Annotated in this window: 22 protein-coding genes and 3 tRNA genes; 17 read left to right on the forward strand and 8 right to left on the reverse strand. The window is 59.4% G+C overall.

The annotated features are described in order from the left end of the window. Positions 1-77, reverse strand: a tRNA-Asp gene (locus tag QZ498_RS15505). 189 nt (positions 78-266) lie between these two features. Here QZ498_RS15505 and QZ498_RS15510 point away from each other — a divergent pair. Further along, positions 267-398, forward strand: coding sequence for a hypothetical protein (locus QZ498_RS15510; RefSeq protein WP_294623862.1), 132 nt, complete (start codon positions 267-269; stop codon positions 396-398). A gap of 23 nt (positions 399-421) precedes the next feature. Here QZ498_RS15510 and QZ498_RS15515 read toward each other — a convergent pair. Continuing rightward, positions 422-497, reverse strand: a tRNA-Val gene (locus QZ498_RS15515). 236 nt (positions 498-733) lie between these two features. Between QZ498_RS15515 and QZ498_RS15520 the strand changes: the two genes are divergently transcribed. Further along, complete coding sequence (locus QZ498_RS15520) at positions 734-1,000, forward strand: hypothetical protein (RefSeq protein ID WP_294623864.1); 267 nt, start codon at positions 734-736, stop codon at positions 998-1,000. 74 nt (positions 1,001-1,074) lie between these two features. Here the strand turns inward: QZ498_RS15520 and QZ498_RS15525 are convergent. Next, positions 1,075-1,149: transfer RNA gene (locus QZ498_RS15525), tRNA-Val, on the reverse strand. Positions 1,150-1,168: 19 nt separating this feature from the next. Continuing rightward, positions 1,169-1,654, reverse strand: coding sequence for an HU family DNA-binding protein (locus QZ498_RS15530; RefSeq protein WP_294623866.1), 486 nt, complete (start codon positions 1,652-1,654; stop codon positions 1,169-1,171). Positions 1,655-1,780: 126 nt separating this feature from the next. Between QZ498_RS15530 and QZ498_RS15535 the strand changes: the two genes are divergently transcribed. Then, positions 1,781-1,981, forward strand: coding sequence for a hypothetical protein (locus tag QZ498_RS15535; protein ID WP_294623868.1), 201 nt, complete (start codon positions 1,781-1,783; stop codon positions 1,979-1,981). 98 nt (positions 1,982-2,079) lie between these two features. Here QZ498_RS15535 and lon read toward each other — a convergent pair whose 3' ends face one another. Beyond that, the gene (lon, locus tag QZ498_RS15540) at positions 2,080-4,488 is read right to left on the reverse strand and encodes an endopeptidase La (RefSeq protein ID WP_294623870.1); all 2,409 of its coding nucleotides are present in this window, start codon (positions 4,486-4,488) and stop codon (positions 2,080-2,082) included. 307 nt (positions 4,489-4,795) lie between these two features. On the opposite strand from lon, the gene QZ498_RS15545 reads away from it, so the two are divergent. Both QZ498_RS15545 and QZ498_RS15550 read left to right on the forward strand, forming a co-directional pair. Further along, a complete protein-coding gene (locus tag QZ498_RS15545) occupies positions 4,796-5,659 on the forward strand; it encodes a hypothetical protein (protein WP_294623872.1) in 864 nt (287 codons plus the stop codon). After that, complete coding sequence (locus tag QZ498_RS15550) at positions 5,656-6,504, forward strand: hypothetical protein (RefSeq protein WP_294623874.1); 849 nt, start codon at positions 5,656-5,658, stop codon at positions 6,502-6,504. The genes QZ498_RS15545 and QZ498_RS15550 overlap by 4 nt, the downstream gene beginning before the upstream one ends. Here the strand turns inward: QZ498_RS15550 and tgt are convergent. Beyond that, the gene (gene tgt / locus QZ498_RS15555) at positions 6,501-7,631 is read right to left on the reverse strand and encodes a tRNA guanosine(34) transglycosylase Tgt (protein ID WP_294623876.1); all 1,131 of its coding nucleotides are present in this window, start codon (positions 7,629-7,631) and stop codon (positions 6,501-6,503) included. The genes QZ498_RS15550 and tgt overlap by 4 nt on opposite strands. A gap of 66 nt (positions 7,632-7,697) precedes the next feature. Between tgt and rimK the strand changes: the two genes are divergently transcribed. The 4 genes from rimK to tpiA all read left to right on the forward strand — a co-directional run bounded on the left by rimK (position 7,698) and on the right by tpiA (position 10,833). Next, the gene (gene rimK, locus QZ498_RS15560) at positions 7,698-9,125 is read left to right on the forward strand and encodes a 30S ribosomal protein S6--L-glutamate ligase (protein WP_294623878.1); all 1,428 of its coding nucleotides are present in this window, start codon (positions 7,698-7,700) and stop codon (positions 9,123-9,125) included. Positions 9,126-9,287: 162 nt separating this feature from the next. Then, positions 9,288-9,650, forward strand: coding sequence for an SUF system Fe-S cluster assembly protein (locus QZ498_RS15565; protein ID WP_294623880.1), 363 nt, complete (start codon positions 9,288-9,290; stop codon positions 9,648-9,650). Positions 9,651-9,679: 29 nt separating this feature from the next. Beyond that, a complete protein-coding gene (locus QZ498_RS15570) occupies positions 9,680-10,030 on the forward strand; it encodes an iron-sulfur cluster assembly accessory protein (RefSeq protein WP_294623882.1) in 351 nt (116 codons plus the stop codon). A 53-nt stretch (positions 10,031-10,083) separates the two neighbouring features. Continuing rightward, entirely contained in the window at positions 10,084-10,833 is a 750-nt protein-coding gene (tpiA, locus tag QZ498_RS15575) for a triose-phosphate isomerase (protein ID WP_294623884.1), read from the forward strand. Here tpiA and QZ498_RS15580 read toward each other — a convergent pair. Further along, positions 10,830-11,300 carry an Lrp/AsnC family transcriptional regulator gene (locus QZ498_RS15580; RefSeq protein ID WP_294623886.1) on the reverse strand — a complete coding sequence of 157 codons (471 nt, stop codon included), beginning with the start codon at positions 11,298-11,300 and terminating at the stop codon, positions 10,830-10,832. The genes tpiA and QZ498_RS15580 overlap by 4 nt on opposite strands. 145 nt (positions 11,301-11,445) lie before the next feature. On the opposite strand from QZ498_RS15580, the gene cysG reads away from it, so the two are divergent. The 6 genes from cysG (at position 11,446) to QZ498_RS15610 (ending at position 16,857) form a co-directional block, all read left to right on the forward strand. Beyond that, positions 11,446-12,840 carry a siroheme synthase CysG gene (gene cysG / locus QZ498_RS15585; RefSeq protein WP_294623888.1) on the forward strand — a complete coding sequence of 465 codons (1,395 nt, stop codon included), beginning with the start codon at positions 11,446-11,448 and terminating at the stop codon, positions 12,838-12,840. 1 nt (position 12,841) lies between these two features. Continuing rightward, on the forward strand, positions 12,842-13,150 hold the full coding sequence (locus tag QZ498_RS15590; protein WP_294623890.1) for a DUF2849 domain-containing protein: 309 nt from the start codon (positions 12,842-12,844) through the stop codon (positions 13,148-13,150). After that, positions 13,143-14,810: a nitrite/sulfite reductase gene (locus QZ498_RS15595; RefSeq protein WP_294623892.1), complete on the forward strand. Its 1,668-nt coding sequence runs from the start codon at positions 13,143-13,145 to the stop codon at positions 14,808-14,810. Before QZ498_RS15590 ends, QZ498_RS15595 begins: the two co-directional genes overlap by 8 nt. Next, complete coding sequence (locus tag QZ498_RS15600) at positions 14,797-15,531, forward strand: phosphoadenylyl-sulfate reductase (RefSeq protein ID WP_294623894.1); 735 nt, start codon at positions 14,797-14,799, stop codon at positions 15,529-15,531. Before QZ498_RS15595 ends, QZ498_RS15600 begins: the two co-directional genes overlap by 14 nt. Further along, positions 15,528-15,932: a DUF934 domain-containing protein gene (locus tag QZ498_RS15605; RefSeq protein WP_294623896.1), complete on the forward strand. Its 405-nt coding sequence runs from the start codon at positions 15,528-15,530 to the stop codon at positions 15,930-15,932. The genes QZ498_RS15600 and QZ498_RS15605 overlap by 4 nt, the downstream gene beginning before the upstream one ends. Positions 15,933-16,002: 70 nt before the next feature. After that, positions 16,003-16,857 carry a ferredoxin--NADP reductase gene (locus tag QZ498_RS15610; RefSeq protein ID WP_294623898.1) on the forward strand — a complete coding sequence of 285 codons (855 nt, stop codon included), beginning with the start codon at positions 16,003-16,005 and terminating at the stop codon, positions 16,855-16,857. A 73-nt stretch (positions 16,858-16,930) separates the two neighbouring features. Here the strand turns inward: QZ498_RS15610 and QZ498_RS15615 are convergent, their stop codons facing one another. Then, positions 16,931-17,926: a translation initiation factor 3 gene (locus QZ498_RS15615; RefSeq protein WP_294623900.1), complete on the reverse strand. Its 996-nt coding sequence runs from the start codon at positions 17,924-17,926 to the stop codon at positions 16,931-16,933. A 206-nt stretch (positions 17,927-18,132) separates the two neighbouring features. Here QZ498_RS15615 and infC point away from each other — a divergent pair, with 206 nt between their 5' ends. Both infC and QZ498_RS15625 read left to right on the forward strand, forming a co-directional pair. Beyond that, positions 18,133-18,678 (forward strand): translation initiation factor IF-3, encoded by a 546-nt coding sequence (gene infC / locus QZ498_RS15620; RefSeq protein ID WP_294623904.1) that lies wholly within the window; start codon positions 18,133-18,135, stop codon positions 18,676-18,678. A gap of 153 nt (positions 18,679-18,831) precedes the next feature. Further along, on the forward strand, positions 18,832-19,428 hold the full coding sequence (locus QZ498_RS15625; RefSeq protein ID WP_294623902.1) for a methyltransferase domain-containing protein: 597 nt from the start codon (positions 18,832-18,834) through the stop codon (positions 19,426-19,428). Positions 19,429-19,566 lie beyond the last annotated feature (138 nt).

The raw sequence follows: 19,566 nt of genomic DNA on the forward strand, positions 1-19,566 counted from the left end.
TGGCGCGGTTGACGGGGCTCGAACCCGCGACCTCCGGCGTGACAGGCCGGCACTCTAACCAACTGAGCTACAACCGCCCGCTGCGTGAAGGGCGGTTTACGCCGCCCGTCTGCCCCCGTCAAGCGCCTCTTTTACCTATATGGCGTATTTTTCACTCGCCTCGCCCGGCGCGGCATTCCGGCGCAGCTGCCGCCTTAAAGTTGCCAGCCGACAAAGGCCTCCTAATTCACGCTTTGCATCAAATCACATGAAGGAGGAAATTCAATATGTTCAAGGGCTTCGGCACCGCAATGCTCTTCGTCACGGGGTTTCTCGTCGTGCTTCCGGCCATCTTCGCGCTTGCCGTCTCGGGCGACGGCTGGTTGCAACGCTTGGATCAGATGTCGCCGTTCTTCTGAGCCCGACGCGCGCATTGGGAAAATGGTGGGTCGTGAGAGGCTCGAACTCCCGACATCTTCGGTGTAAACGAAGCGCTCTACCAACTGAGCTAACGACCCGATGCGCGCGTATTTAGCCCGGCTTTTGGCATTGCGCAAGGGGTCTTGTTCAAAGCCAAAGCCATGCCTCCAAACTCCCGCCCGGGTTGAAACACGCTTCCCGCTCGCGACCATTTAGAGAGTATTTTGGACACGAGGTTCTATGTGTTACGGTTTAACTACCTTGTTGAGATAAGGGTTATAAAGTACTGTTTTTTCAGTATTTCTCATGAGGGCCAACCAAATTGGGGGACATCATGAAGAATCTCTTTACCGCGGCGGCAATTGCCATCCTCATTGCCTTCACAGGCGCCGTTAAGGCGCAGGAAACGGCCAAGATGAGCGCCGAACAGATACAGCAAGCCACCGTGTCGACTCAAGGAAGCGTACCAGAAGGCAGTATCAGCCCCGAGGCAACACTCTGGATATTACTGGGCATCGTTTTCGTCACAGCCTTGGCAACGGCTGGCGGCGGCGGTGGCGGTTCGGCCCCTCCGGTTATGGAAGCCATAACTCCAGGGTAAGCCGCTGCTTATTCTAAACGGCATAAAAACAAAAAGGCGCGTCACCGGGATCGGGACGCGCCTTTCTTAATCCATGGTGGGTGATAAGAGATTCGAACTCCTGACATCTTCGATGTGAACGAAGCGCTCTACCACTGAGCTAATCACCCGTTGCGCGGTTCATTAGCGTTACTCAGCGGCCTCTGCAACACCCGGCTTCGGTTTTTCTTCACCGCTATCGCTTGCCGCGTCGCTATCGGGTTTGTTTTGGCGAATCTTGGCCACCGTCACCCGCACGTTCGATGCGTCCTTCGTGCGCTGTTGCTTGATCTTGCCCATGGGAGGAAGGTTCAAATCACGGCCCTCGGCAATCGCCTCTCCCAAAACCGTGATCATCGCTTCGACAACGGGCTTGGCAAACTTCTTGCGCACGCCCGACCGTTCAACAACGAGCTCGAGAAGTTCCCTCTTCTTCATCATCGGCGCGGTCGTGGTCGGTGTCGTATCGGTGACAACGGTCGCCTTGGCCGCCGGCGACGCAGGTTTGCTTGCACCGCTCTTCGCGGCAGCAGAGGCCGTCTTGCGTGTGCGGGACACGGGCGCTTTGGTCGACTTGCGACGGCTTGTCGGGCTCTTTGTCCGTGTTGTTGCAGTTGTTTTGCTGCGCGTGCTCATATCGGCCTCAATTGTTGCTCAATACGCAACAGCGTACTGCAATAAGGTCGACAATGCCAAGGATCGGTTGACGCTTCGTGCACTACGGCGCTAAATTTCACACACTCTAATTGGGGGAATTCTAACGTGAAAAAAACTATTGCAGCCTTCGTTTGCGCCGCAAGCCTCAGCCTTGCCGCTCCCGCGACCGCGGGAAGCCTTTCAGACCCCGTAGTCGAGCCTGAAGTGGTCGTCGAAGACACCACGCAAAGCTCTTCGTCGGCTGACATGCAGGCCCTTCTTGCCATGTTGACCGTATCGCTGATGCTCATCGGCATGGGGTCCTGATCGCCAAGGCAACCGCCTCAAGCGACAGAAGGACCAGAGCCAAGGGAAAAACCCCGCCGGATACTCCGACGGGGCTTGATGCGTTTTACCGACAGGCCTTAATGCGCCGTTGCGCCCGCACCTTCCCCGCTTTTCAAAGCGGCTTCAGCAGCGGCGGCTTCCTCCGCCTCCTCGTCCCACTCCACCGGCTCGGGCGCACGCACCAAGGCCAGTTTCAGAACATCGCGCACGTGATCCACGGGGATAATATCCAAGCCCTCTTTCACGTTGTCAGGGATCTCGGTCAGGTCCTTCTCGTTCTCGCGCGGAATGAGAACGGTCTTGATCCCGCCACGCAAGGCCGCCAACAGCTTCTCTTTCAAGCCGCCAATGGCAAGCGCATTGCCCCGCAAGGTGACCTCACCGGTCATGGCAATGTCCTTGCGCACCGGAATACCCGTCAGGACCGACACGATCGAGGTGACCATGGCCAAACCGGCACTTGGCCCGTCCTTCGGCGTGGCGCCTTCGGGGACGTGCACGTGGATATCCCACTTCTCGAACTTCGGCGGCTTCACCCCAATCTCGGGGCTGATCGACCGCACATAGCTTGAGGCCGCGTCGATGCTTTCCTTCATCACATCGCCAAGCGTGCCGGTGGTTTTCATCCGGCCCTTACCGGGCAGGCGCACCGCCTCGATGTTCAACAACTCGCCTCCGACCGAAGTATAGGCAAGGCCTGTGACAACCCCCACCTGATCCTTCTCTTCGGCAAGGCCATATTTGAACTTCTTGACGCCCAGGAAATCACCAAGGTTGTCCGGCGTCACCTTGATGGTTTCGGCCTCTTTCTTGATGATCTTGGTCACCGCTTTCCGCGCAACCTTGGCCAATTCACGCTCGAGGTTCCGCACACCGGCTTCACGGGTGTAATGCCGGATAATGTCGGTCAGCGCCGCGTCAGTCAGATCGAACTCACCCTTCTTCAGGCCATGGTTCTTGATCTGCTTGGGCAGCAGGTGCTGCTTGGCGATCTCGCGCTTTTCATCCTCGGTGTAGCCCGCCAGCGGAATGATCTCCATCCGGTCCAGAAGCGGCCCCGGCATGTTGTAACTGTTCGCCGTGGTCAGGAACATCACATCGCTCAGGTCGTATTCCACCTCCAAATAGTGGTCCACGAAGGTCGCGTTTTGCTCGGGGTCCAGCACCTCCAGCATGGCGCTCGCCGGGTCACCCCGGAAATCCTGCCCCATCTTGTCGATCTCATCGAGCAGGATCAGCGGGTTGGTCGTCTTGGCCTTTTTCAGCGCCTGAATGATCTTACCGGGCATCGACCCGATGTAAGTCCGGCGGTGACCACGGATTTCGCTCTCGTCGCGCACGCCGCCAAGGCTGATGCGGATGAACTCGCGCCCTGTCGACCGCGCAACACTCTCCCCGAGCGAGGTTTTGCCCACACCCGGAGGGCCCACAAGGCACATGATCGGCCCCTTGAGCTTTTTCGAGCGTTGTTGCACCGCCAGATACTCGACAATCCGTTCCTTGACCTTCTCAAGGCCATAGTGGTCGGTATCAAGGATTTTCTCGGCGCGGCTCAAGTCCTTCTTCACGCGGGATTTCTTGCCCCACGGAATCGACAGCATCCAATCCAGATAGTTGCGCACAACCGTGGCCTCGGCGCTCATCGGGCTCATGTTCTTGAGCTTCTTGAGTTCCGCCTCGGCCTTCTCACGCGCTTCCTTGGACAGCTTGGTTTCGGCAATGCGGTTTTCCAGCTCGGCAATTTCGCCTTCGCCGTCCTCACCATCGCCAAGCTCCTTCTGAATGGCCTTCATCTGCTCATTCAAATAGTACTCACGCTGGGTGCGCTCCATCTGGCTTTTGACGCGCGTCTTGATCTTCTTCTCGACCTGCAAAACGCTCATCTCGCCCTGCATCAGGCCATAGACCTTCTCCAAACGCTCGCTCACGCTCAGCGTTTCAAGCAGGTCTTGCTTTTGCTCCACCTCGATGCCCAGATGCCCGGCCACCAGATCGGCCAGCTTCGCGGGTTCCTCGGATTCACTGACCGCAGCCAACGCTTCCTCGGGGATGTTCTTTTTCACCTTGGCATAGCGCTCGAACTCGTCGCTGACGGTGCGCAACAGCGCATCAATCGTCGCCTGATCGCCCGGCATCTCGGTCAGATATTCCGCCCGCGCCTCGAAATAGTTGTCGTTTTCCAGATACTCGGTGATCCGAACCCGCGACACACCCTCGACCAGCACCTTGACGGTGCCATCGGGCAGTTTCAGCAGTTGCAGCACATTGGCCAGCACACCACTGTTATAAATTCCATCGCTCGCAGGGTCATCCTCGCTGGCGTCGATCTGACTGCTCAGCAGGATATGCTTGTCGTCCTGCATCACTTCTTCCAGTGCCCGGACCGACTTTTCACGGCCCACGAACAGCGGCACGATCATATGTGGGAACACCACGATATCGCGCAGCGGCAGCACGGGGTAAGATGCGTTGAGAGGCTCTTGCATGCTCGTTTCCTTCGTTCTTGGCAGGTGATCCGGGCCCCTGTCACAGGCAGCCGCGCCCACCTCCGCGTTTCCTAGGTGTTAACTTGGGGCGCAGGCCCACCCGTTTCAACCAATTGCAGCACAGTTTGCCCGCGCAGGCGCAGCGCCACAAGACCTCATTGCTCCGCATTCGCGTCAATTCCCGCAAAGCGCCGCGCAGGCAGGCGAATTTCTTGAAACGGCCCGCAAACTGTCCCGTTGCGACCCAAGGCTTGCCACAATCGTCGGACAATCTGCGCGTGTCTCATCAATCAACAATACGCTTATCATGTTTGCACGCATTGCCCGCCAATACCGACGTTTCCTCCTTGCCAGCGTGATTTTCACGGTCATGATCGCCTTGGCCTGGCTTACAACACCGATCGACATTCCCGAGGGGCTTTATCACCCTGTCCTTGGCCCGCTCACATGGCTTATCTTGCTCATCCTCGTGATCGGCCTGCCATTGATTGTTATAACACTGCTTTTGCCCGGCCTCCTGCCCGTGGTTGAACTCTGGCTTTTGACCTTCCTCGTCATGGCCTTGCTGCAACCGTTCTTGCGCAGCGTCGACGCGCCCTTCTGGGCCGATTGCCTTGTCTTGCTGGCCCTGTTCCTTGTGATCGAACGTCTGCTTTACGGCCCTTGGCTAAGCGGTTTTGCCCGCCGCGACGTGGCGCCGAAAACCGGCTTTCTCACCCTGCCCGGCACCCCCGAAGAGCTTTGGCCACGCCTCTGCCCGACACCCGGCCAGATCTCCGAGTATTACTGGCCCGGCGCCACCATCCTGCCCGCCCCCGAAGGCTCAACCGCCGATTTCGCCCTGAGTTTGCCACGCCGCGGGGCTGCCAAGGATGATCTTGCCACCGTGACCTACGAGGAAAAGACCTATCCAACCCACGCCCGCTTTCGCACCGAAGCCATGTCAGGCTCGCCAACACCAACTGCGGTGTTCGACATCCGTCTGACCAAGCTGGACGAGGGCCGATGCCGCGTCACCTACAGCCAAGCCTTTGAAAACGTTCCTTTGGGGCAACGCCTGTTCTTTTACCTTGGCCATACCTTTCGCGACACATTGGCCAGCCTCCGTGCCCGCCTCACCGGCCGCCGCGATTGGTCCTTGCAAGGGGCGCAGATGGTCAAACGCCCATGATCCGGACCCTCAAGTCGCGGCTTTATCGTGACCGCCGCCGTTATGCGCTCTGCCTGATCCTGCTTTTTGCCGCGGGTGCTCTCACCTTCCATTCCTACAGCGCCCGCCCCTATGGCCTTCCCTTCCCTTTGATCGCGGGTTTGGCTTTCATGATCGGGGTTGGGGTTTTCATGCCGCTCATTTCGCTGTGTTTGCCCTTTGCGCGCTTTTCGATGGAATCCAACGCCATCGCGTTGATCCTCTTTGCCGCCCTCGGCACGGTTTATGATCGCGCGAACCTGCTGTACGGATTATTGGGCCCATCGGCCCTCTGGTTTGTCTTCGTCTTTTTCTGCATCGGCTTCGCGATCAACCGCCTGCTTTACGCCACGTGGTCCGACAAACTGTTCTACACCAATCGCCACCCGCTCAAAGGCCGCGCCAGAAGCCACCTGTCGCAGCAAAGGCTCTGGGACGGTTTCACCCTCGCCCAGGGGCGCGAACACCTCTACCACTCCGACCTTAAGAACAAGGTCATCTCAGAAACAGATCACCCAAGAATCACGCATATCCTCGCCGAGATGCAGCCCGGGGTAACCTTCACCGAAAAACACGAATACTGGTGCTTTGAACCGCCGCATGAGGTTGGGTTCAAATGGTCCGTGGTTGGAACCGATCCCTCGCCGGGAACAGCCGGGACCGCAACACTTCGGTTCATCGACAAGGGCCGCCACCGCGTCATTGAACGCACATTGCAATGCGTCAACCAACCATGGCGCACGGTGTGGACCACCTGGATCGACGACGGCCTTGGCCGCCTCACGGATCAGGAACTGGCCCGACTGGAAAAGCGCGAAGCCGCCTAAAGCGGCTCGATATCCCCGGCCTCGCGGCCCTTGTGGAACGCGGCCTCCCACTCGGCAAACCGCCCTTGGGCAATCGCCTGCCGCATCCCCTCCATGATCTGCTGGTAATAATGCAGGTTATGCCACGTCAGCAGCATCGAACTGATGATCTCTTGGCTGCGATAGACGTGATGCAGATAGGCGCGCGAATAGTTGCGACAGGCGGGACAGGTGCACTCTTCATCCAAGGGGCGCGGGTCGTCCTGATGCCGCGCGTTCTTGATGTTGAGCTGCCCGTGGCGGGTGAAGACCTGCCCCGTGCGGCCCGACCGCGAGGGCAAAACGCAATCCATCATATCCACCCCGCGCTTGACCGCGCCGACAATATCATCGGGCTTGCCCACCCCCATCAAATACCGTGGCTTATCCTGCGGCAGGAACCCCGGCGAATAGTCCAGAACCCCGAACATCGCCTCCTGCCCCTCCCCCACGGCCAACCCACCAATCGCATAGCCGTCAAAGCCAATCTCTTTCAGCGCCTGCGCCGATTCCTCGCGCAACTCCGGGTTCACGCCCCCCTGCATGATCCCAAAGAGCGCATGACCGGGCCGATCGCCAAAGGCCTCCTTCGACCGCGCCGCCCACCGCATCGACAAGCGCATGGCACGCGCCACTTCCTCATCCGAGGCAGGCAGCGCCGGGCATTCATCGAAACACATCACGATATCACTGCCCAAAAGCTGCTGAATCTCCATCGACCGCTCAGGCGTCAACTCATGCTTGGAGCCATCAATATGGCTCTTGAAGGTCACACCCTCCTCGCTCAGCTTGCGCAGCCCCGCAAGGCTCATCACCTGAAACCCGCCGCTATCGGTCAAGATGGGCCGCTCCCAGTTCATGAAGCGATGCAAGCCCCCCAAACGGGCAATCCGCTCCGCCGTGGGCCGCAGCATCAGATGATAGGTATTGCCCAACAGGATATCGGCCCCCGTGGCGCGCACATTCTCGGGCAACATCGCCTTCACCGTCGCCGCCGTCCCCACCGGCATGAAGGCCGGTGTGCGCACCTCGCCCCTCGGTGTGGAAATCACGCCAGTGCGGGCCTCCCCATCAGTGGCCTTGAGTTCGAAGCCGAATAATGCTGTCATCTGACCCTCATACGCTGCGTGCGCCCATATCGGGCAAATCGCGCCCCATGACAAGAAGGCTGACCCATGAGCGATAGCGACACCCCCACCGAACCCCTGAATTTCGGCTGGGAGGAGTGGATCAGCTTACCCGACTTGGGCGTGCCTGCCCTGCGCGCCAAGGTCGATACCGGCGCGCGCACATCCGCGCTGCACGCCTTTGACATCGAAACCTTCGGGCCAAGCTCCAAACCCAAGGTGCGCTTCACCGTGCACCCAATCCCCGGGCGCGACGATCTGGTGATCCCCTGTTCCGCCCCGATCATTGACCGGCGCGAGGTCGCCTCCTCGAACGGCGAAAAGGAACTGCGCTATGTCATCGAAAGCACCCTGTCGGTGAATGGGGATGCCTGGCCCATTGAGATCACCCTCACCAACCGTTCGTCGATGACGTCGCGAATGCTTCTTGGCCGTCAGGCACTGAAGGATCACATCTCGATCGTCGCGACCGACCGTTTCCTGCAACCCGAACTCAGCTACGACGTCTACCACACCTCCAAGATGCGCGCGGCGCAACCCAACCGTGCCCTGCGCATCGCCGTGCTGTCCCGCGAAGACAACTACTCCACCCGACGCCTTGTCGAAGAAGGCGAAAAACGCGGCCATTCGGTTGAGGTGATCAACACCACCCGCTGCTACATGGCGATCAACGCCATGGCCCCCGAGGTGCATTACGACGGTAAACGCCTGCCGCGGTTCGATGCGGTGATCCCGCGCATCGGGGCGTCGATCACACCCTACGGCACCGCCATCATCCGACAGTTCGAAACCATTGGCACCTATTGCGTGAACGGCAGCGACGGGATCTCGGCCAGCCGGGACAAACTTTACGCCCACCAAATCATGGCTCGCGCCAAGATCGGCATGCCGAACACCGCCTTCGCCGCCTCGCCCAAGGATACCGGCAACCTCATTGGCCTTGTGGGCACCGCGCCCCTGATTGTGAAACTTCTCGAGTCCACTCAAGGCAAGGGTGTGGTTCTGGCCGAAACCAAGAAGGCCGCCGAATCCGTGATCGACGCTTTCCGTGGATTGAAGGCCAATTTCCTTGTTCAGGATTTCGTCAAGGAAGCGGCGGGCGAAGACATCCGTTGCCTCGTTATCGGCGGCAAGGTCGTGGCCTCCATGAAGCGCACCGGCGCCGATGGTGATTTCCGCTCCAACCTGCACCGGGGCGGCTCCGCCAAATCGGTCCGCATCAACAAGGAAGAACGCGAAACCGCGATCCGCGCCGCCAAGGCTTTCAACCTCAACATGGCGGGGGTCGACCTCCTGCGCTCCGAGGCGGGACCAAAGGTCCTCGAGGTCAACTCCTCCCCCGGGTTCGAGGGCATCGAAAACTCCACCGGAAAAAACATCGTCGGCAGGCTTTACGACCAGATCGAAAGCCGCGTGCGTCCCGCCCCGATCCGCCGGCGAAAAACCACGGCGGCCAAGGCAAAATCCAAGGGCTGACACCACAATTTCGTACGACTCGTACGAAGGGTGATCTGCCCCCGGCGATTTTCGTACGAAACTCAGGATTTTTCGTACGACCCGTACGAAGTGTTTTGCTGCACTGGACGCCGCGAGCTATAAATCTTATATGTTCTGTCAGGATAACCGCAGGAACGTATCATGACGCATAGCCCCGAACCCCTCGAAGGTGCCCCACTGATCGCGCCCTCCAGCACGGAGCACCCGCTCTACGATCAGTTGGTCGAAGCCTGCCGCTCGGTCTATGACCCTGAAATTCCAGTGAATATTTATGATCTGGGCCTGATCTACACGATCGAGATTTCCGAGGACAACGCCGTGCGCGTGATCATGACCCTGACCGCGCCAGGCTGTCCCGTGGCAGGTGAGATGCCCGGATGGGTCGCCGAGGCGATCGAACCGGTCGCCGGTGTCAAGCAAGTCGATGTGGAACTTGTCTGGGATCCGCCGTGGGGCATGGACATGATGAGCGACGAAGCCCGTCTTGAATTGGGCTTTATGTAAGCAACTCAAATGGTTGGAGGCAAAACCTAATGTTCGGAATTCCCGGCAAACAAGCGGTCAGCATGACCCCTGCCGCCGCCGGCCAGATCGCCAAGCTGATGGACAAAGATGGCCATCAAGGCCTGCGCATCGGCGTCAAGAAGGGTGGTTGTGCGGGCATGGAATACACCATGGAGTATGTCACCGAGGTCGATCCGCACGATGAAGTGGTCGAACAGGATGGCGCACGGGTGATGATCGCCCCCATGGCGCAGATGTTTCTTTTCGGCACCGAGATTGATTATCAAACCTCTCTTCTGGAATCGGGGTTCGTGTTCAACAACCCCAACGTGACCGAGGCCTGCGGCTGCGGCGAATCCATCAAATTTGAAGGGATGTGAGCAACGCCTCACAACCCCTTGCAAAACAATAATAATCACGGGACAGATCACGCATGACACGCAAGCTTGCCGCGGGCAATTGGAAGATGAATGGCACCCGCGCGGCGCTTGAGAACCTCAGCGCCATCGCCGAAGCCCACACTGCCCCAAGCGTCGATATCCTGATCTGTCCCCCGGCTACGCTGCTGATGCAGTCAGCGGGTTTAACCTCCGGTAAACCACTAGATATTGGGGCGCAGGATTGTCACGCTCAGGCGTCTGGTGCGCATACCGGCGATATCTCCGCCCCGATGATCAAGGACGCAGGCGGCACCGCCGTTATTGTCGGCCATTCCGAGCGTCGTGAAAATCACAATGAAACCAATGATTTGGTTCGTCAAAAGGCACAAGCCGCGCATGATGCCGGGTTAATTGCCGTCATCTGTATCGGCGAAACCCTCGAACAACGCGAAAGCGGCCAGACTCTTGAAATCGTTGGCGATCAGCTGACCGGCTCCACTCCAGAGGGCGCAACACCCGCCAATACCGTCATCGCCTATGAACCCGTCTGGGCCATCGGAACCGGCAAGGTGCCCACGCTGGACCAGATCGGTGAAGTCCATGATTTTATTCGTAAATCCCTGACCGATCGTTTTGGTGAAGCCGCCCAAGACATGCGCATTCTCTATGGTGGCTCGGTCAAACCCGGCAACGCCGCAGAGATCTTCGCTGTCTCCAATGTGGATGGTGCTCTTGTCGGCGGCGCCAGCCTCAAGGAAGGCGATTTTTCTCCGATTATCAACGCCTTGGAAGCCGCTGTTTAATCAGTATCCAGTGGCAGCATGGTGGTCGATTTGATCTCTTCCATCGACAAAAGCGCCGTGACGTTGTGAACCTTCACCTCTGAAATCAACGCCTGATAAAAGGTGTCATAGGCCCGCGCATTCGTCACCCGCACCTTGAGGATATAGTCGATATCTCCCGCCAGACGGTGTGCCTCCTGCACCTCGGGACGATCCTGAAGCGCTTGCAAGAAGGCGCCTTGCCAAGCTGCATCATGCTCTGACGTGCGTATCAAGACGAAGAAACACGCCTCATAGCCAAGCGCTTCAGCATCCAGCAGAAAGGTCTGCTGCTTGATGATTCCCGCCTCACGCATTTTCCGAATCCGATTCCACACCGGGGTCTTTGAGCTTCCGACGATCTTCGCAATCTCGTCCAAAGATTGCCCGCCATCGCGCTGCAACTGCACAAGGATTTTCCGATCCAGTTCATCTAGGCGAACAGCCATTCGCGTTTTTCCTCTTTCATGGAACACGCCCCATTCGCGCGCCGCTGTATGGAACATTTGTTCTTAATTCATAGGCTATATAGCCTTCAAATGGGAATAAATTCTATATTGGCATCACTGTCAATCGGATCGCAGGGCCTGAGCCATGAAACATTTTCCCATCTTTCTTGCCGTTGAGGGGCGTCGCATCGTCTTGTCCGGTGGTGGTGAGGCCGCTTTGGCAAAGCTTCGCCTGCTGCTCAAGACCGAAGGCCACATCACTGTCTACAGTCCCACCCCCACGCCCGAGATCGAAACATGGGCACAAGCGGGCCGCTTAACGTTACATCGCCGCACCATGACCCCCGGCGACACACTCTGCGCTGCCCTTTTCTACGCGGCTGATGAAGACCCCACCGAGGACGCGCGCACCGCCGCCATCGCCCGCGCCGACGGCGCTTTGGTCAATATCGTCGACAACCTCGAAGACAGCCAGTTTATCACCCCCGCCATCGTGGACCGTGACCCTGTCACCGTCGCCATCGGCACCGAAGGCGCGGCACCGGTCCTTGCCCGCGCCATCAAGGCCGATCTGGAGGCGCGCCTGCCCGCAACGCTTGGCACACTGGCCCGCATCGGCAAGGCCTTCCGCAAAGCGGTTGAAGTGCTGCCCATGGGCCGCCGCCGCCGTGACTTCTGGGCGGATTTCTACTTCACCGCAGGCCCACGGGCCATGCAGGACGGTGGCGAAGCACAGGTTCACAACAGCCTGCAAACCCTTCTGCATAAATATGAAAACACACCTGAGCGGGACGGCCATGTTGCCTTCGTCGGCGCAGGCCCCGGTGACCCGGAGCTTCTCACCCTCAAGGCCCGCAAGGCGCTTGATACCGCCGATGTGGTGATCCACGACCGTTTGGTCACGCCTGATATCCTCGAACTCGCCCGGCGCGAGGCCACGTTGATCAACGCGGGCAAAGAGGGGTTTGGTCCCTCCATGACCCAAGACGAGATCAACGCCCTTATCACCCAACACGCCGCCACCGGCGCGCAGGTGGTCCGCCTCAAGGGCGGCGACCCCACGGTCTTTGGCCGCCTGGATGAAGAGATCGACGCGGTCGAGGCCGCAGGCATCGCGTGGCACATTGTCCCCGGTATCACCGCCGCCTCGGCCAGTGTTGCCAGCATCGGCCAGAGCCTCACACAACGGGGCCGCAATGCTTCGGCCCGCATCCTGACAGGCCATGACATGAAGGGCTTTGCCGATCACGATTGGCAGGCACTGGCCCGCCCCGACGAGGTGGCCGCGATCTATATGGGCAAACGCGCCGCGCGTTTTATCCAAGGCCGCTTGATCATGCATGGCGCGGCGCGCACCACCCCCGTCACGGTGGTCGAAAACGCCTCGCGCCCCGATCAACGCCTGCTCTCCACAACGCTTGACCAGCTGACCCAAGACCTTGATGCGGCCAATGTCACCGGCCCTGCCCTCATGGTTTACGGCCTGCCCCCACGCGCAGCCCAAGCCCAACTTTCGCAAAACAAACAGGAGCTTGCCTGACATGCCTCGTGAATTCACCCCCAAGGTCGTCACCGCCAATGCCCTTGTCGAAGGCGATGTCGTCTACCTCACAGAAGACGATGAATGGACCCGCGACCTGTCACGCGCCGAAGTCCTGACCGATGAGGCCCACGCCCAACTCCGCCAGCTTCAAGCCGAGGCGGAAACCGAAACCGTTGTCGGCGTTTACCTCGCCGATGTGGCCCCCGGCGCCAACGGCCCCGAGCCCACTCACTTCCGCGAGGATTTCCGCCGCACCGGCCCCTCGAACTACCCCCATGGAAAACAGGCAGAGCTGACCGATGTATGATTATTCCGATTTCGATGCGGGTTTTGTCGCCGAGCGTAACCGCCAATTCCGCCAGCAAGTCGAGCGCCGCCTTTCCGGCGCGCTGACCGAGGATGAATTCAAGCCCCTGCGCCTGATGAATGGCCTCTACCTGCAACTGCATGCCTACATGCTGCGCGTGGCGATCCCCTATGGCACGCTTAAAAGCGGCCAAATGCGCCAACTGGCCTATCTGGCCGAGCGTTGGGACAAGGGCTATGGCCATTTCACAACCCGCCAGAACATCCAGTACAACTGGCCCAAGCTGCGCGATGTGCCGGACATGCTGGATGCCTTGGCCGAGGTGAACATGCACGCCATCCAGACCAGCGGGAACACTATCCGCAACGTCACCGCCGATCACTTCGCCGGGGCCGCCGCCGATGAACTGGCCGATCCGCGCCCGGTGGCCGAACTCATCCGGCAATGGTCCACCGACCATCCGGAGTTTCAATTCCTGCCGCGCAAGTTCAAGATCGCCGTAACCGGAAGCCCCAATGACCGCGCCGTGACCCGCGCGCATGACATCGGCCTTCAAATCATCGAACGGGATGGCGTGCTTGGCTATCGCGTGATCGTGGGGGGCGGGCTTGGCCGGACGCCAATGATTGGCAAGGTGCTGAATGACTTTGTGGCCCAAGACGATTTACTGCCGTATCTTGAAGCTGTGGTCAGCGTCTGGAACCTGCTGGGCCGTCGCGACAACAAGTACAAATCGCGCATCAAGATCACCGTGCATGAGCACGGTATCGACGATATCCGCGCCCGGGTGGACGAACGCTTCGCCGTCATCCGCCCCAGTTTCACCGGCATCGACACGCAGCTTTTCGAGGACATCAAAGCCGCCTTCGCCGCGCCCTCTTTCAAGGAGGCGCCCACGGCGCTGCACGAGACCACCTATCAAACCGATCCGATCTATCGGGCGTGGTGCGATACCAACTTGGCCCAACACCGTGTGCCGGGCTACGCCATTGTGCAAATCAGCCTCAAGGCACATGGTGCAACACCAGGCGACGCCACGGCCGAGCAGATGCGCGTGATGGCCGATCTGGCCGAGTTCTATGGCCATAATGATTTGCGCATCAGCCATGAGCAAAACGTGATCCTGCCGCATGTCCATAAATCAGACCTGCCCAGCATTCACGGCATCCTGAAACGTCACGGGCTGGCCACGGCCAATATCGGTCTGGTCTCGGATATCATCGCCTGCCCCGGCATGGATTACTGCGCCCTTGCCACGGCGCGCTCGATCCCGATTGCCCAGCAGATGGCGACCCGGTTTGACGAGCTGAAGCTGGAGCATGAAATCGGCGATCTGAAGATCAAAATCTCGGGCTGCATCAATGCCTGCGGGCATCACCATGTGGGCCACATCGGGATTTTGGGCCTCGACCGGGCGGGTGTGGAAAATTACCAAATCACCCTTGGCGGCGATCATACCGAGACCGCCGAGGTGGGCCAACGGACCGGCCCGGGGTTCTCGGCGGATGAGATCATCCCGGCGATCGAACGGCTGGTCCATGCCTATCTGGCACATCGGGACGGGCCGCAGGAAACCTTCCTGCAAACCTACCGCCGCCTTGGCATGGCCCCCTTCAAGGCTGCCCTTTATGACGAGGCACAGGCCTATGCCGCCGAATGATCTGAGCCAACGGGCCAAGGCGCTCAACGCGCGCTACCGGCACCACTCGGCCACCTCCGTGCTGTCGCATGCCTTGCGCGACCCGGAGGCGGGCAGGCTTGCGCTTGTCTCCAGCTTCGGGGCCGAGTCGGTGGTGCTGTTGCACATGGTGGCCGTGGCCAAACCCGACACGCCGGTGATCTTCATCGACACCCAGATGCTTTTTACCGAAACGCTGGTCTATCAGCAGGAGGTCAGCGAACGTCTGGGCCTGCGCGATGTGCGGGTGATCCGGGCCAGTGACGCGGCCCTGCACGCCACAGACCCGACACAGACGTTATACCGACGTGATACCGACGCCTGTTGCGCCCTGCGCAAGACCCAGCCTTTGAATACCGCTTTGCAGGGGTTCGACGGCTGGATCACCGGGCGCAAACGCTTCCAAGGGGCCACCCGCGCCGCGCTTGATTTCTTCGAGGTTGAGGACAGCACAGAGCGCCTCAAGGTCAATCCGCTGGCCCATTGGACCCCCGAAGATATCCGCACCTACATGGAGGAAAACCGCCTGCCCAAGCATCCGCTTGTGGCCCGCGGCTACCCCTCCATCGGCTGCCAACCCTGCACTGCGTCGGTTGCCCCCGGCGAAGATCCCCGCGCGGGCCGCTGGCCCGGGCAAGACAAAACCGAATGCGGCATCCACTTCAAGGATGGCAAACTCACCCGCACAGGAGAAAACGCATGACCCATATCGTCACCGACCAAGGCTTCCAATCCGACGATTGGACCGCTCCGATCACCGCCCTTGAAGATGCCCGCGAAGGCCATGGCATTGATTTGCCCAGCAGTGCCGACCCCAATGAACTGGCAGGCCGCTTGCGCACTATCCCCTTGATCCGCGTGGATTTTCCCAGCTTTGCCGATGGCCGCGGCTTTACCATTGCCCGGCAGTTGCGCCTGATGGGCTTCAAGGGCCGTCTGCGGGCACGCGGCCATGTGATCGCCGACCAATACGCCATGGCGCGCCGCGCAGGCTTTGACGAGGTGGAAATAAGCGACGATCTGGCCACCCGCCAACCCGAGGATCAGTGGCTGTTCCGCGCCGATTGGCGCGCGCATGACTACCAATCGCGCCTGCGCGGATAAACCGCCCTGTACCTGACCTAAATCAAAGATTACTCTGAGGTGTCGGTTTAAATCACCGGCAAGCGACACAATGAATGAGATCAGTAACGTGACCGAAGCCGCGGCCAAATCCGTGCCCAAAACCCCCACCCTGCCCGATGCCCAGACCGTAACGCAGGTCAAGCATTGGACGGACCGCTTGTTTTCCTTCCGGGTGACGCGCCCGGCCTCGCTGCGCTTTCGCTCGGGCGAGTTTGTGATGATCGGCTTGATGCAGACTGATGAGAAGACCGGCAAAGAGAAACCCTTGCTGCGGGCCTATTCCATTGCCTCGCCCTCCTGGGACGAGGAGTTGGAATTCTATTCGATCAAGGTGCAGGACGGCCCGCTGACCTCGCGCCTGCAACATATCGAGCCGGGTGATCAGATCATCCTGCGCCCCAAGCCCGTTGGCACGCTGGTACATGACGCGCTATTACCCGGCAAGCGCATCTGGTTCTTTGCCACCGGCACCGGTTTTGCGCCCTTTGCCTCGCTCCTGCGTGATCCACAGACCTATGAGGATTACGACGAGGTCATCATCACTCACACCTGCCGCGAGGTGGGTGAGTTGGAATATGGCGCGCAACTGATCGAAGACATCCGCAGCGATGAGATGCTGGAGGAATTGATCGGCGAAGGCTTCCACGAAAAGCTGCGCTATTATCCCACCACCACCCGCGAAGAGAGCCCCAAGATGGGCCGCATCACCGACCTGATGCGCAAGGGCGAGGTGTTCGAAGATCTGGGCGTTGAACCGCTCAAGCCCGAGACCGATCGCGCCATGGTCTGCGGCAACCTTGCCTTCAACCTTGAGATCAAGGAAATGCTCGAAGAATACGGGCTGCGCGAGGGGGCAAATTCGGACCCGAAGGAATATGTTGTGGAAAAAGCCTTCCTCGACTAAGCCCTTTTCCAGAAAAGAAAAAACCCGCGCCAATGACTGGCGCGGGTTTCCTTTTTTGTAAGGTCTTTTTGGCTTACATGCCAAGCGCGTCGCGCACCTTGCCCAAAACTTCTTTCAGCATTTCTGGGTCTTCTTGCGCCTTATCCAGCGACCCCTTCAGCAGAGTTTTTTGCATGTCACCCAGTTCAGAGTTGTCGATCATGTCCGACACTTTGGACATGTCAAAGCCATCGACAGTCAGCAGATCAGCCATGCCACCGGTGCTTTCAGCAGCGGCGTCGGTTGCCGCGTCAGTCGCGGAGTCGGTTGCTTCTTGAGTGGCATCTTCCGTGGTTGTTTCCATGGCGTCTTCGGCCGCTTCCGTGCCTTCGGTCATGGTGTCGGTCATGGTGTCGTTCGCCGCGTCGGCCGCACCGTCTACGGCTTCCTCGGTGGCCTCGGCCGCATCGGTTCCGGTTTCGGTTGCGGCATCCGTTGCACCGTCCACGGCCTCCTCGGTAGCGTCCGCTGCTTCCGTCGCGGTCTCGGTTGCCGCATCCGTGGCGCTATCGACAGCCTCTTCAGTAGCTTCCGCCGCGTCATTTGCCGTTTCCGTGGCTGCTTCGGTGGCCGAATCGACAGCCTCTTCGGCGGCATCCGCGGCATCTGAACCCATGTCGGTCGCGGCATCAGTTGCCTCTTCAGCAGCCTCGGTTGCGGTATCAACCGCATCGGATGCTGCATCACTTGCTGCATCCACTGCTTCGCTGGCGGTATCCGTCGCTGCATCCGCCGCGTCGTTTGCGGCTTCAGTGGCCGTGTCAACCGCATCGCTTGCCGCATCTGCTGCGGTATCGGCGGCCTCACCAGCGGCCTCAGCCGCTTCGTCAACCGCATCAGCCACAGAGTCCGAGGCCCCCTCGACCGCGTCACCAGCGGCGTCCGCGGCATCGTTCAGGGCTTCGGGCGCTTCCACACCTTCGCCACCCGTCACTGTTTCGGTGATCTCCTCAACGGATTTGCCCGTGAACAGCATATAGCCACCGATCAGAACGACCGCGGCCAGAATGATCCATAACAGGTTTCTCATATTCATTATCCCCTTGGTATAAAGGCCCACCCATTCAACCGGAGCCCCGCTTCACATGGGATTACAAATGCCGATGGAAAAGAGAAGGGGCAAGGGGGAAACCATTGAATTTCGGCTCAGATCAGCCGATTTTGCAGCTTGAAACACCGGACCGGCGCGGTTACCTTTCGGCTTCAACTTTCTACAACCATCGAAGGAACGAAGCCATAGCCCGCAGACCTCACAACGCGCCCCCCACGCGCGATACCGGCCCCCGCGTCAACGATAAAATCCGTGCACCTGAAATCCGGCTCATCGGGGCCGAAGGAGAGAACGTCGGTGTTGTCTCGCCGGACCGCGCAATGGACATGGCGGAGGCGGCTGGGTTGGACCTGGTTGAGATTTCACCGAATGCCAATCCGCCGGTCTGCAAGATCATGGACTATGGCAAGTACAAGTACGAACAGCAAAAGCGCGAGTCCGAGGCCCGCAAGAAACAGAAGGTCATCGAGGTGAAGGAGGTGAAGTTCCGCCCCAACACCGACACGCATGACTATGATGTGAAAATGCGTAACGTCCTGAAATTCCTTGAAAAAGGCGATAAGGTAAAGGTCACCCTGCGGTTCCGTGGCCGCGAGATGGCGCACCAGGATCTGGGCCGTGAGCTGCTCAACCGCGTGGCCGAAGACGTCAAGGAAATCGGCAAGGTCGAGAACATGCCGAAGATGGAAGGCCGCCAGATGATCATGATCATCGGCCCGGCGGCGAAGTAACAAGGCAAGCGTACGACTCGTACGAAAACACCCCGGTTTTCGTACGAAAATCGGCCATTTCACAAGTTGGACCGTACGAGTCGTACGAAATAGGCCCCCGGTCAATCTGGTCCCGGGGGCTTTTTCATGCGGTCAAACGGACGGAGCGTGCCAATGTGGGAAGACCGATTCCAAACGCCGGACTATGTATTCGGCACCGAACCAGCCGCGTTTCTTCAAGACCACGCGGACCTTTTGGGGCCAAAGGGTGCAACGGCCCTCTCGGTGGCCGACGGCGAAGGGCGCAATTCGGTCTTCATGGCCGAAAAGGGCCTTGATGTCACGGCACTTGAATACGCCCCCTCGGCCATCGCCAAGGCCCGCAAGCTGGCCAAGGCGAGGCAAGTCACAGTGGATTTCCGCGAAGTGGATGTTCTCAGCCATAACTGGCCCGAGACCTACGACCTTGTCGCAGGCATTTTCATTCAATTCGTAGGTCCAGATGCGCGCCCCATCCTGTTCGGCGGAATGAAGCAAAGTGTCAAACCCGGTGGGTTGATCCTGCTGCATGGCTATACGCCCAAGCAATTGGAGTATGGCACAGGTGGGCCACCCTGCGCAGAGAATATGTATACCGAGGACATGCTGCACGAAGCCTTTGAGGACTGGGACATTCTGGAATGCCGCGCCTACGAGAGGCATATCGAGGAAGGCGAAGGCCACAAGGGGCAATCGGCTTTGATTGATCTGGTAGCCCGCAAGCCAACGTGACGCTGACGTAAACGACCAACAACAGACGAACGCGCTACACCTGTGGAGTGGTCGCTTTGCGGGACGGAGTGGACGTTCATCAAGCGTGACAAGCCGCGACAGCGACGGGCCGCGGCGCGGCGATCCAACGCTGGCTTG

Origin of the sequence: uncultured Roseovarius sp., from assembly GCF_913057115.1 — a bacterium.
In the GTDB taxonomy this organism is placed as follows: domain Bacteria; phylum Pseudomonadota; class Alphaproteobacteria; order Rhodobacterales; family Rhodobacteraceae; genus Roseovarius.

Excerpts from the sequence above, each read along its gene's own strand:
- QZ498_RS15510 (WP_294623862.1), top strand. The coding sequence starts at position 267 with ATGTTCAAGGGCTTCGGCACCGCAATGCTCTTCGTCACGGGGTTTCTC.
- QZ498_RS15520 (WP_294623864.1), top strand. The coding sequence starts at position 734 with ATGAAGAATCTCTTTACCGCGGCGGCAATTGCCATCCTCATTGCCTTC.
- QZ498_RS15530 (WP_294623866.1), bottom strand. The coding sequence starts at position 1,654 with ATGAGCACGCGCAGCAAAACAACTGCAACAACACGGACAAAGAGCCCG.
- lon (WP_294623870.1), bottom strand. The coding sequence starts at position 4,488 with ATGCAAGAGCCTCTCAACGCATCTTACCCCGTGCTGCCGCTGCGCGAT.
- QZ498_RS15545 (WP_294623872.1), top strand. The coding sequence starts at position 4,796 with ATGTTTGCACGCATTGCCCGCCAATACCGACGTTTCCTCCTTGCCAGC.
- QZ498_RS15550 (WP_294623874.1), top strand. The coding sequence starts at position 5,656 with ATGATCCGGACCCTCAAGTCGCGGCTTTATCGTGACCGCCGCCGTTAT.
- tgt (WP_294623876.1), bottom strand. The coding sequence starts at position 7,631 with ATGACAGCATTATTCGGCTTCGAACTCAAGGCCACTGATGGGGAGGCC.
- rimK (WP_294623878.1), top strand. The coding sequence starts at position 7,698 with ATGAGCGATAGCGACACCCCCACCGAACCCCTGAATTTCGGCTGGGAG.
- QZ498_RS15565 (WP_294623880.1), top strand. The coding sequence starts at position 9,288 with ATGACGCATAGCCCCGAACCCCTCGAAGGTGCCCCACTGATCGCGCCC.
- QZ498_RS15570 (WP_294623882.1), top strand. The coding sequence starts at position 9,680 with ATGTTCGGAATTCCCGGCAAACAAGCGGTCAGCATGACCCCTGCCGCC.
- tpiA (WP_294623884.1), top strand. The coding sequence starts at position 10,084 with ATGACACGCAAGCTTGCCGCGGGCAATTGGAAGATGAATGGCACCCGC.
- QZ498_RS15580 (WP_294623886.1), bottom strand. The coding sequence starts at position 11,300 with ATGGCTGTTCGCCTAGATGAACTGGATCGGAAAATCCTTGTGCAGTTG.
- cysG (WP_294623888.1), top strand. The coding sequence starts at position 11,446 with ATGAAACATTTTCCCATCTTTCTTGCCGTTGAGGGGCGTCGCATCGTC.
- QZ498_RS15590 (WP_294623890.1), top strand. The coding sequence starts at position 12,842 with ATGCCTCGTGAATTCACCCCCAAGGTCGTCACCGCCAATGCCCTTGTC.
- QZ498_RS15595 (WP_294623892.1), top strand. The coding sequence starts at position 13,143 with ATGTATGATTATTCCGATTTCGATGCGGGTTTTGTCGCCGAGCGTAAC.
- QZ498_RS15600 (WP_294623894.1), top strand. The coding sequence starts at position 14,797 with ATGCCGCCGAATGATCTGAGCCAACGGGCCAAGGCGCTCAACGCGCGC.
- QZ498_RS15605 (WP_294623896.1), top strand. The coding sequence starts at position 15,528 with ATGACCCATATCGTCACCGACCAAGGCTTCCAATCCGACGATTGGACC.
- QZ498_RS15610 (WP_294623898.1), top strand. The coding sequence starts at position 16,003 with ATGAATGAGATCAGTAACGTGACCGAAGCCGCGGCCAAATCCGTGCCC.
- QZ498_RS15615 (WP_294623900.1), bottom strand. The coding sequence starts at position 17,926 with ATGAGAAACCTGTTATGGATCATTCTGGCCGCGGTCGTTCTGATCGGT.
- QZ498_RS15625 (WP_294623902.1), top strand. The coding sequence starts at position 18,832 with ATGTGGGAAGACCGATTCCAAACGCCGGACTATGTATTCGGCACCGAA.